Origin of the sequence: Nocardiopsis listeri, assembly GCF_020741345.1 — a bacterium.
Lineage (GTDB): Bacteria > Actinomycetota > Actinomycetes > Streptosporangiales > Streptosporangiaceae > Nocardiopsis > Nocardiopsis listeri_A.
Genome location: NZ_DYZD01000336.1, coordinates 22367 through 32950, shown reverse-complemented (window position 1 = coordinate 32950; position 10584 = coordinate 22367). Strand labels below are relative to the sequence as shown.

The 10584-nt window shown below is 68.8% G+C and carries 9 protein-coding genes and 1 pseudogene; 6 read left to right on the top strand and 4 right to left on the bottom strand.

Annotated features, from left to right (window positions below):
• A pseudogene (locus tag K8V84_RS18130) lies at positions 1 to 377 on the bottom strand (amidohydrolase); the annotation flags it as partial.
• Between the two features lie 482 nt (positions 378 to 859).
• On the opposite strand from K8V84_RS18130, the gene K8V84_RS18125 reads away from it, so the two are divergent.
• Positions 860 to 2038, top strand: coding sequence for an acyltransferase family protein (locus tag K8V84_RS18125; RefSeq protein ID WP_304076415.1), 1179 nt, complete (start codon positions 860 to 862; stop codon positions 2036 to 2038).
• A 79-nt stretch (positions 2039 to 2117) separates the two neighbouring features.
• On the opposite strand, the gene K8V84_RS18120 is transcribed toward K8V84_RS18125, so the two are convergent.
• Complete coding sequence (locus tag K8V84_RS18120; protein WP_304076413.1) at positions 2118 to 3041, bottom strand: CDP-alcohol phosphatidyltransferase family protein; 924 nt, start codon at positions 3039 to 3041, stop codon at positions 2118 to 2120.
• A gap of 244 nt (positions 3042 to 3285) precedes the next feature.
• Between K8V84_RS18120 and K8V84_RS18115 the strand changes: the two genes are divergently transcribed.
• The gene (locus tag K8V84_RS18115; RefSeq protein WP_304076411.1) at positions 3286 to 4725 is read left to right on the top strand and encodes a GuaB1 family IMP dehydrogenase-related protein; all 1440 of its coding nucleotides are present in this window, start codon (positions 3286 to 3288) and stop codon (positions 4723 to 4725) included.
• Between the two features lie 59 nt (positions 4726 to 4784).
• Here K8V84_RS18115 and K8V84_RS18110 read toward each other — a convergent pair whose 3' ends face one another.
• Positions 4785 to 5561, bottom strand: a complete 777-nt coding sequence (locus tag K8V84_RS18110; RefSeq protein WP_304076410.1) for an endonuclease V — start codon at positions 5559 to 5561, stop codon at positions 4785 to 4787.
• An 84-nt stretch (positions 5562 to 5645) separates the two neighbouring features.
• Positions 5646 to 6482: a M23 family metallopeptidase gene (locus K8V84_RS18105; protein WP_304076408.1), complete on the bottom strand. Its 837-nt coding sequence runs from the start codon at positions 6480 to 6482 to the stop codon at positions 5646 to 5648.
• Positions 6483 to 6672: 190 nt separating this feature from the next.
• On the opposite strand from K8V84_RS18105, the gene K8V84_RS18100 reads away from it, so the two are divergent.
• Genes K8V84_RS18100 through K8V84_RS18085 form a run of 4 tightly spaced genes read left to right on the top strand, consistent with a single transcriptional unit; the run spans position 6673 to position 10583 of the window.
• A complete protein-coding gene (locus K8V84_RS18100) occupies positions 6673 to 7380 on the top strand; it encodes an ATP-binding cassette domain-containing protein (RefSeq protein ID WP_304076407.1) in 708 nt (235 codons plus the stop codon).
• A 55-nt stretch (positions 7381 to 7435) separates the two neighbouring features.
• Positions 7436 to 9478 (top strand): YhgE/Pip domain-containing protein, encoded by a 2043-nt coding sequence (locus K8V84_RS18095; protein ID WP_304076420.1) that lies wholly within the window; start codon positions 7436 to 7438, stop codon positions 9476 to 9478.
• A gap of 12 nt (positions 9479 to 9490) precedes the next feature.
• Positions 9491 to 10135: a TetR/AcrR family transcriptional regulator gene (locus K8V84_RS18090; RefSeq protein ID WP_304076405.1), complete on the top strand. Its 645-nt coding sequence runs from the start codon at positions 9491 to 9493 to the stop codon at positions 10133 to 10135.
• Between the two features lie 43 nt (positions 10136 to 10178).
• The gene (locus K8V84_RS18085; RefSeq protein WP_304076403.1) at positions 10179 to 10583 is read left to right on the top strand and encodes a DUF3592 domain-containing protein; all 405 of its coding nucleotides are present in this window, start codon (positions 10179 to 10181) and stop codon (positions 10581 to 10583) included.
• Position 10584 lies beyond the last annotated feature (1 nt).

The following is a 10584-nucleotide window of genomic DNA, read 5'->3' as shown; positions in this document are numbered from 1 at the left end:
CAGGCGTGCATGACGGGCACCTCGACGCCCTCGTCGTCCACCGCCTTGGCCGTGCTCGCGTAGGGCAGCCCGGTCTTCTCCTCCAGGGGAAGCGCGTCCATGTCGGCCCGCAGCATCACCGTGGGCCCGGGGCCGTTGCGCAGGATGCCGACCACGCCGGTTCCGCCGACGCCCTTGTGGACCTCGTAGCCGGTTCGGGTCAGCCATTCCGCGACGACGCTGGCGGTGCGCTGTTCGGAGTGCGAGAGCTCCGGGTTCTTGTGCAGATCGACGTAGACCCCCTCCACGAGCGGGAAGATCTCGTCGAGGAGTCTCATGACCACGCTTCCGTGCTGAGCGGCACGGTTGGGGTCCACCGCGTGCGGCACGGTTTCCACCGCCTTCTTCGTTCTCGTCCTGGCAGAGGCTGCAAGGGGAACAGCCGCCTTCCTGCACCTTATCTTCGGGAAGGTCGCGGATTCACACCGGCGCGTCCCGTTCACAGGTCCGATGATCGGAAGGCCGGGCGCACCAGTATGTGCCATGGGTTAGGGTCTGCACACGGTAAGCCATCCCCCGCCCGCCCTCGCGTGGTCCCGTCGTGGTTCTCTCCACGACGCTTTCGAGGGGATGCGACCGGCTCTGTGAACTTTTGCCGGATTCGTGCGAACCACTGGCGGACATGAACATGTCTCAGTAAGGTAACGGATCATGTTCGCCGACGAGCCCTCGGTGCCCCCCACGCGCGCCACGCGGCACCGGACCGGCCGGTCTCCCGCAACACCTGGCAGGTCGGCGCCGTCCCCTCGACCGACGAGTCCGGGGCGACGAAGAACAAACCCCACATCCCCGTACGACGGAGTCCCTAGTGGCCTCATCCTTGACCAGTCCGACAACCCCGCGAGCGAAGGGGGACCGGCGCGGCGCGAGCGCGGGTTCACCGAACTCCCGTCCTCCGGAGAACTCACCCGGTCGTGACGCCCGTCTGGACAACGCCAAGTTCATCCTGATCGCCCTGGTCGTCATCGGCCACGCGATCGAACCGCTCACCGACTACGGGCCCTCCGGTGCCCTCTATTACTGGATCTACTTCTTCCACATGCCCGCGTTCATCATGATCAGCGGCTACCTCTCGCGGTCCTTCGACGCGTCGTCGAAGCGGGTGGAGAGGCTGTTCCTGTCGTTGGCGGTGCCCTATCTCATCTTCTGGACCCTGCACCAGACGTTCTACGCGGTCGAACGCGGCGGTCTTCCCGACACCCTGTCGATCCTCAAGCCCACCTGGACCCTCTGGTTCCTGGTGGCGCTCTTCGTGTGGCGACTGACCGTTCCGGTGTGGCAGCGGCTGCGGTGGCCCGTGGCCATCTCCCTGGCCATCTCGCTCTTCGCCACCACGACGGACCTGGGCACCACCCTGTCCCTGGGTCGTGTCCTCAGCCTCCTGCCCTTCTTCGTACTGGGGCTCAGCCTGCGCCGTGAGCACTTCGCCCACCTGGACAGGCTCTGGGTGCGGATCTGCTCCGTCCTGGTCCTGTTGGTGATGGCCGTCGTCGCCGTACCGGTCTCCGACCGTCTCAGCCGGGACTGGCTGTTCTGGCGGGACAGCCTCACCGACCGCGACATCGACCCCCTCATGCCGAGCATCTTCATCCGGCTGATCTTCATGGGCATCGCGTTGGCCATGACCTTCGCGATACTCGCGCTCACCCCCAAGCGGCGTACCTGGTTCACGTCGCTGGGCACCTACACCCTGTTCGTGTACCTGGGCCACTCCGTGGTCCTGCTCATGCTCAAGGCGTCCCCCTGGCACGACGTGATGTCCGGCCCCGTGGGCCTGGCCGCCACCGTCGCGCTCGGCGCCGCGCTCACCCTGCTGCTGTGCACTCCTTGGGTGCGCAAGGCCATGGGATGGGCGGTCGACCCCCAACTCACCTGGCTGCTACGTCAGGACGACAAAGGACTCGCCCAGGCGAAGGCCGACGCCGCCCGCTCGGCACCGGAACCCGAGCCGGACCCCGGCCCCAAGGAAGGGGAACCGGACCCCAGGGCCTCGGTCTAGAGGACGAGGACATGGAGAAGGGGCGGCCCGCACCGATCGGTGCGGGCCGCCCCTTGCTTCGTTCCCGAAGGTCCCGAACTCAGTCTTCGGTGCCGGTCGAAGGAGCCGCGGCGAGTTCACGACGGCGCACCTCGAAGCGGCGTGTCTCCTTCCACAGCCGCAGCACCAAAATCACCTCGAAGAAGGCCAGCGCCAGGACGGAGAAGACGGCCACCGGAATGATGAGGCTGTTCAGCGGGGTGAAGAACGCCACGAGCACGGTGATCGGGGCGACCACGCACAGGAACATCTCGAACTCGATGCCGCTGAAGAGGTGCGGACGCACCCGGTGCCGCATCAGCAGGCCACGAGCCCGCGGGTACAGGCCCTTGGCCGATCCGGAGGTCGCCTTGCTCTCGGACTCCGCGGACTCGTCGTCCTCGGGGTCGGCGGCCTGGGAGGCGGACGCGTAGTCGTGGAGCCGGTCGACGTCGCCGGAGGCGATCACCAGGGCCTGCTTCATGGACTTACGGGTCTTGGCGACCTGGGAGCCGTTGAGGTAGCGCAGCAGGTCGAAGAAGACCACCACGGGCGCGACGATCAGGTAGGCCGGGTTGTCGGTGACCAGCCACTGCCCGATGAGCAGTGTCATCACGCAACCGAAGAAGCGGATGCGGTCGAAGACGAAGTCGACCCAGGCCCCGAAGATCGAACCGTTGCCCTTCAGACGGGCGATCTTGCCGTCCATGCAGTCCAGTACGAAGCTCAGGTGGAACAGCAGGGCACCTGCCACCAGCCAGACCCACCCGGTGTCACCGGCCCGGATCGGAGCGAGGAAGCACAGGGCGGAGAGCAGCCCCAGCACCCCGGCGCCCAGTGTGAGCTGATTGGGGGTGATGTTCGTCCGGTTCGCCGTCCACACCACCAGCCGGCCGGCCAACGGGTCGACCAGGAAGACGGTCCACCAGGCGTCCTTGGCCTTGTAGGTCTCTTCCTTGACTTGCGCGAGAGTGAAACGCGACATGCTGGATTTCTCCTGAAGGGATCTGGTGTCCCCTGTGCCCACGGGCAGTGGCGTTGTGTCACCGGATCCGGGCATGGGTCAGGCACCGAGTCGAGGCGGGAATCGAGTCATCATTACAGACGGAGGTACCTCCAAGGTAATCGGTCACGGCATACTTGAGCCGTAAGAGGGGGATCAACAGGGTGCCGCCGGCGCCTAACGGCGGAATGGTCCACCCCCTTCGGTCTCGACCGAGGTAGAGGCATTGCGTTTTCTCAACGACCAGGTTCCCGAACAGGACCTGACGTACAGCGACGTGTTCATGGTCCCGGGCCGCAGCGCCGTGGGTTCCCGTCTCAGCGTGGACCTGTCGTCGCCGGACGGTACGGGCACGACCATCCCGTTGGTCGTGTCGAACATGACCGCGGTGGCCGGTCGGCGCATGGCGGAGACCATCGCCCGCCGTGGCGGGATCGCCGTCATCCCGCAGGACATCCCCATCGAGGTGGTGTCCGATGTCATCTCCTGGACCAAGCAGCGGAGCCTGGTCTACGACACCGCCATCACCCTCAACCCGACGAGCACCGTCGGTGAGGCCCTCAACCTGCTGCCCAAGCGGGCGCACAACGCCGTGATCGTCGTCGACGACGACCGGCGTCCGCTCGGTGTGGTCACCGAGGCGGACTGCGCGGGCGTGGACCGCTTCGCGCAGCTGCGCGACGTGATGTCCAGCGAGCTGCTGACCATCCCCGCGGGCACCGAGCCCCGTGAGGCCTTCGGCGTACTGCACGACTTCCGCCACCGGCTGGCCCCGGTCGTGGACGAGCAGGACGCCCTGGTGGGTGTGCTCACCCGCACCGGAGCGCTGCGCTCCACGCTCTACACGCCGGCCGTGGACTCGAAGGAGCGGCTCCGCGTGGCCGCCGCCGTGGGCATCAACGGCGACGTGGCGGGCAAGGCCGCCGAACTGCTGGCGGCGGGGGCGGACACGCTGGTGATCGACACCGCGCACGGTCACCAGGAGAAGATGATCGCGGCGATCGAGAAGGTCCGCGCGCTCTCCCCGAACGTGCCGATCGTGGCGGGCAACATCGTCACCGCCCAGGGCACCCGCGACCTCATCGAGGCCGGCGCCGACATCGTGAAGGTCGGTGTGGGTCCGGGAGCGATGTGCACCACCCGGATGATGACCGCGGTGGGCCGGCCGCAGTTCTCGGCCGTGCTGGAGTGCGCGGCCGCCGCCCGTGAAATGGGCGGACACGTGTGGGCCGACGGCGGCGTGCGTCACCCGCGCGACGTCGCGCTCGCCCTGGCCGCGGGCGCCTCCAACGTCATGGTGGGTTCGTGGTTCGCCGGCACCTACGAGTCGCCGGGCGACGTCCTGCGCGACGCGCAGGGCCGCCAGTACAAGGAGAGCTTCGGGATGGCCTCGGCCCGCGCGGTGAAGCTGCGCACCGCCGAGGACTCGCCCTTCGAACGGGCCCGCAAGTCACTGTTCGAGGAGGGCATCTCGACGGGTCGGATGTACCTGGACTCCGAACGTCCGGGCGTGGAGGACCTCGTCGACCAGATCATCGCGGGGGTGCGCAGCTCCATGACCTACGCGGGCGCCACCTCTTTGGCCGAGTTCCACGAGCGTGCCGTGGTGGGCGTGCAGAGCGCCGCCGGCTACAACGAGGGTCGCCCGGTGGAGAACGGCTGGTAGGGCCCGGCCGCGACCGAACACGAGGGGGAGGGGTCTTCGGGCCCCTCCCCTGCGCGGTTTCAGGCGCCCGTCGCACCGCCCTCGGCCTTGTACTCCTTGCGGTATCGACCGCACATGCGGTCGGCGTGCCGGATCGGTTCGGGGATGCGGTACTTGGGCGACACCCGGAGGATGAGGTCGGCGGCGCCGGCCAGGTCCACCCGGTGGCCCACGGACACGTACACCGGCTTGGTGCGGCTTCGGGTGCGCAGGGTGCGGCCGATGACCTCGGTGCCCTGTTCGGCGAGGGTCTCGGTGTCCTCGACGAGTTCGGATCGTCCGGCCACCATGGGGGTCCAGGAACCGCGCTCCTCGCCGGGCAGGGCGTTCCGACCGTAGAGCACCGTCTTGGCGGAGCCGACCACGCGCGCGTCGAGGAGGACCCCGAGGTGGCTGGCGATCCCGAAGCGACGGGGGTGGGCCAGACCGAAGCCGTCGCTGACGAAGACGTCGGGGGTGACGTTCAACCCCTCGATGGCCTTGAGGACCGGCGGCAGCTCACGGAAGGCGAACAACCCGGAGATGTAGGGGAAGGAGGGGGTGTCGGCGACCAGGGAGGTGTCGACGACCTCCAGGGTGCGGGCGTCGAGGACCACCGCGGCGGCTGCGAGTTCGGTGTCGCCCACCCCGTAACTGACGTCCAGTCCGCAGACCAGCTCCACCGCGTCGGCGTCGAGCGATTCGGTGCGCACCCGGCCGGCGAGCAGCCGTTGGCGGGCCACCGCCTCCTTGGGGTCCTCCGGCCAGTTATCCGGGTCGTCCAGCGCCTTGGCCGCCCGTTCGGCGATCTCCGTCATCGGTCCCCCACCGTCGTTCGCCTGCCTGGCGCAGTCTAAGGCCGCAAACCTCGGGCCGTGCCCCCGTACACGGCCCGAGGTGGATCAGCGGGCGGCGCGTTCCACGGTGAACGGCTCGCCGTTGGCGGGGACCCCCACCCCGGTCCAGGTGAAGGGGAGACCGCCCGCCCGGGCGGGGTCGGCGTGGTCCATCAGATGGAAGTGCAGGTGCGGCTCGGAGGAGTTGCCGGAGTTTCCGCACTCGCCGAGCTTGTGGCCCGCGACGACACGGTCCCCCTCCTTCACGGCGACGGAACCCTGACGAATGTGGGCGTAGACGGCGTACACGCCGTCGCCCAGGTCGAGGATCACGTGGTTGCCGAGGATGCGACCGGGCCCGCCCAGGGACCGGACGAATCCTTCCAGGAAGAGGTAGAACAGCCCCGGATAGGAGTTGCGGCTGAGATGGTCGCGCTGCCCATCGGAGGCGTGCACGACCGTGGCGTCGGCCACGGCGAACAGAGGCGCCCCGAAGGACGGGAAGTCCCCGGCGGGGCGCATGGCCGGCCGCCAACCGTCGATGATCGGGCGGCCGGAGTCGATGAGGATGTCGATCGCGAAGGTCTGGCCGAGGCCGTGGGTGCCGTGGCTGGGCACCTTGTCGGAGGGCCCGTTGAGCCCCGTCCACTCGCCCTCCACCGGTGGCGCGACCTCGACGGGGGCCAGGCCGGTGCGACGCATGGCCCGTCGTCCGGCGAGTGCCCCACAAGCCGTCCCGAAGAGGTAGAGGGCGAACGCAGGCACGGCGACCAGGAAACCCGAGTAACCGGGGATGGGCGCGCCCAGGTTCGAGGCGACCACCAGCACGAACACCACGGCCGTCAGCACGAAGAAGATCCGTATCGACACGGAACCCGTCTTGCGCAGTCTCACTTCGTTCATGGCCTCTCCTCTTCTCACTCGCCCCACCCACAGGATTACGCAATTACGTATCTATTGCAATAGCTACGGAAAACGCGCGGGTCTGTGTGGGAGGACACAGCCCCAGGCGATCCGGGCACAGAGTCGGCGCAGTACGGTGGAACACGAATTTGTACTGACTGGTCAGTTCAAAAATGGAAGGACACCAGGAATGCGTCGGGCCACCGGAGCACGCGTGCACGCCGAGGACGTCACGCTCACCACTCGTGAGGGCCCCGTCTACACGGGGGTCGACCTCATCGCCCGGCCGGGGACGCTCACCGTCTTCCAGGCGGACTCCGGCGGGGGCCGCAGCGCCCTGCTCCTCACCCTCACCGGACGCATGAGCCCCACCGGGGGTGAACTGCACGTCGACGGCCACCCACTGCCCGAACAGGCACGCAAGGTCCGCCGCATCAGCGCCCTCGGCCTCATGAACGACGTCAACGTGCTCGACGAACGCCTGCGCGTACGCGAACACCTCTCCGAGGCCCGCCTGCTGCGGCTACGTCCCGCCGCACGCACCGTCGCCGACGAGGCCATGGAGGCGGTCGGCCTGGCCGACCTGGACCGGAGCACCCTCATCAAGGAACTACCGATGCCCGAACGCCGACGCCTGGGAATGGCACTGGGACTGGTGCACGAACCCCGCCTGCTGGGGGTGGACGACGTCGACGGCGGGCTGAGCCCCGAGAACCAGGCCGCCATGTGGCGCACCCTCAAGGACCTGTCCGACGAAGGGCTCACCGTCATCGCCACCTGCGCCGACGCCCGGGAACTGGCCACGGTGGCCGACCACGACACGCAAGGACCCATCCCCATCCGGCAGGGGAACGACCGGGACCGCCGCGAGGGAGGTGCCCACCGTGCCCAGGACTGACCGGCCCCCGCGGCGCCTGCGCCCCCTCGCCGTCCCCCGTCTCGGGTTGCTCTCCATGCGGTCCTTCCTGCGGTCGCCCCTGCCCGCAGCCGCGCTGGCCGCCCTGATGCTCATCCCCCTGCTCTACTCCGGGATGTACCTGTGGTCCTTCTGGGACCCCTTCGACCGCATGGAACACCTGCCCGTCGCCCTCGTCGTCGAGGATGAGGGCGCCGAGGTGGACGGCGATCGGATCAACGCCGGCGAGGAGCTCTCCGACACCCTCCTGGAACGCGGCGACCTCGACTGGCGTCTGGTCGACGCCGACGACGCCGCCCGGGGGCTCGCCGACGGCGATTACTACGTCACCCTCACCGTCCCCGACCACTTCAGCGAGTCCCTCACCTCGCCCTCGCGTGACAGGGAGAACCCCACCACCGCCCTGCTCGTCGCGAACTACAACGACTCCAACAGCTACATCGTCCGGCAGCTGGCCGGCAGCGCCTTCAACGAGATCCGCCAGGCCGCCGCCTCCTCCGCGATCAGCGACTACCTCGACCAGATCTTCCTCGGCTTCAACGAGATCCACGACAAGACCGAGGAGGCCGCCGACGGGGCCGATCGGCTCTCCGAGGGCGCGGGCGACGCCGAGAACGGCTCCGGTGAACTCTCCGACGGCATCGACGACGCGCACACCGGCGCGGGCTCCCTCGACGAGGGGCTCGGCGACCTGTACGAGGGTTCCAAGACGTTGGCGAGCGGTGCCGGCGACGCCTCCGAACAGGTCTCCGCCAAGGTCGACGAGCTGGACACATTGGCCGACGACGTCCTCCCCCGGATCGAAGAGGACATCCCCGACATCCAGGACCGCGCCGAGCTGATCGCCGACGTGGCCGCCGGGGTGAACGACGCCCTCGACGAACTACCCGAGGAGATCGACGTCTCCGGCATGGAGGAGGTCGACGGCCGACTCGCCACCTACCTGGAGGAGAACCCGGAGCTGGAACAGGAACAGCCCGATCTCCACCTGCTGCTGACCGACCTCCAGGACGCCATGGACACCGCCTTGGACGTGGCGGGGTTCGTCAACGACAACCGTGCGGCGATCGACGCGACCGCCGATGACGCCGCCGCGCTGAGCGAGCGGGCCTCCGAGATCGCCGACGACCTGCCCGACATCGTGAGCAAGGCCGAGGACGCCCGCGACCAGATCGACGAACTGGACGAGGGGCTGGCCGACCTGGCCGAAGGCGCCGGAAGGCTCCGCGACGGATTGTCCACCGCGTCCGAGGGCGCGGGCGACCTCAACACCGGCCTGGGCACCATCGGTGAGGGCGCGGGCGATCTGCACGACGGGCTCGGGGAACTGGCGTCCGGCTCCGACGAGCTCGCCTCCGGGCTGGCCGACGGGGTGGAGGAGATGCCCACCTACTCCGACGACGGGCGGACCACGGCCGCCGAGATGATGAGCGACCCCGTCAGGCTGGACAGCGAGGTGGACAACGAGGTGCCCGACTACGGCACCGGCTTCGCTCCGTTCTTCGTCCCACTGTCCCTGTGGGTGGGCGCGATGGTCGTGTTCATGGTGCTGCCGGCCCTGTCCGACCGCGCCCTGGCATCGGCCGCTCCGTCCTGGCGGGTGGCGCTGTCCGGTCGCGTGGCGCCGATGCTGCTCGGCTGGGCGCAGGTGCTGGTCATGATGGCCGTCCTGCACGTGGGGCTGGGACTGGAGTCGGTGAACTGGCCGCTGATGCTGGCGTTCCTCCTGCTCACCGCTTCCGCCTTCGCCGCCACCGTGCAGTTCCTGACCGTGCGGTTCAAGGCGGCGGGTCGTGTGGTGGCGCTGGCGCTGCTGGTGCTTCAGCTGACCTCCGCCGGTGGCACCTATCCGATCGAGACCAGTCCGGACTTCTTCCAGGCCATCGGGCCGTACCTGCCGTTGCACTGGGGTGTGACCGCGATGCGACACCTGATCGGTGGTGGTGACATGGCGTTGGTCGCGCAGGCCTTCGGGGTGATGTCCCTGTGGTTGGTGATACCCCTGTTGCTGACATGGCTCGCCGTGGCCCGCAAGCGCTCATGGACGATGTCCACGCTCCACCCGGCCTTGAAGATCTGACCGACGGGCACAATGGAGGCGATGAACGTGCAGACCCCGGGCCCGGCCCGACGTGCGGGGGGCCGCCGCGAGGCGACCCGACGCAAGCTCTTCGAGGCCGCCGTGACCCTGGTATCCGAACAGGGGTACGGCGCCACCACGGTGGACGAGATCGCCGAACGGGCGGGGGTGGCCAAGGGCACCGTCTACTACAACTTCGGTGGCAAGGACGAGCTGTACGCCGCCCTGCTGGAGTGGGGCGTGACCCGGCTGGCCGACACCCTGCGGCGGGCCGTCCCCGATCCCGCGGTGGAACCCCGCCAGGCGCTGACCGAGGTGCTGCGGGCCGGTGTGGTGTTCATCGGCGCCCACGAGGCGCTGGCCAGGCTGCTCATGGCCGAGACCTGGCGCACCAACCGCTCCTGGTACACCACCGTCCGGCAGATCCGCACCCAGGCGATCGGGGTCATCACCGAGCAGCTCGACGCCATGGTCGAACGTGGTCTGACCCGGCCGGACCTGGACACATCGCTTGCGGGATCCGCCCTGTTCGGCATGGTGGTGACCGTTGCACTCGACTGGCGGACCCTCCAACCCGAACGTCCCGTGGAGGAGATCCACACCACCCTTGCGCACGTGGCCGACGGATTGATCGGCTCCCCCACTCCGACGCGCTGAGCGTCACGCCCCACCCCGCGCGAATCCGGAAGGACCCCCCGTCATGACCGAGCTGTATCCCCTGCTCCCGGCCCTGGCCGGAGCGATCATCCTGTTGGTCGTCGCCCGGGACACCCGGATGGAACTACGCCTGATCAGACACGGCGTCCGGGCCAAGGCACGGGTCATCGGCTACCACGAGACGTCGGTCGCGTCCCGGATGATCGTGCAGTTCCGGACCGAGGACGGCAAGGAGGTCCACGCCGAGCACGAGAACACGGGGTGGACCGCCTCGCGCGCGGGGGAGATCGTCACGGTCTCCTACGACCCGGACACCCCCGAGCGGGCCCGGATCGTCTCCGCCCCCTGGTTGAGCCACTACGTGCGGGCCCTGTTCGGCGCCCTCGGCCTGATCCTGGTGATGGCCGGAATGCTCCTCGGCTACCTGAACTGGAGCGAACCCGCCTGAG

Coding starts and splice junctions, on each gene's coding strand:
- K8V84_RS18120 (WP_304076413.1), bottom strand. CDS start 3,041: ATGTCGCGTTTCACTCTCGCGCAAGTCAAGGAAGAGACCTACAAGGCC.
- K8V84_RS18110 (WP_304076410.1), bottom strand. CDS start 5,561: ATGACGGAGATCGCCGAACGGGCGGCCAAGGCGCTGGACGACCCGGAT.
- K8V84_RS18105 (WP_304076408.1), bottom strand. CDS start 6,482: ATGAACGAAGTGAGACTGCGCAAGACGGGTTCCGTGTCGATACGGATC.
- K8V84_RS18100 (WP_304076407.1), top strand. CDS start 6,673: ATGCGTCGGGCCACCGGAGCACGCGTGCACGCCGAGGACGTCACGCTC.
- K8V84_RS18095 (WP_304076420.1), top strand. CDS start 7,436: ATGCGGTCCTTCCTGCGGTCGCCCCTGCCCGCAGCCGCGCTGGCCGCC.
- K8V84_RS18090 (WP_304076405.1), top strand. CDS start 9,491: ATGGAGGCGATGAACGTGCAGACCCCGGGCCCGGCCCGACGTGCGGGG.
- K8V84_RS18085 (WP_304076403.1), top strand. CDS start 10,179: ATGACCGAGCTGTATCCCCTGCTCCCGGCCCTGGCCGGAGCGATCATC.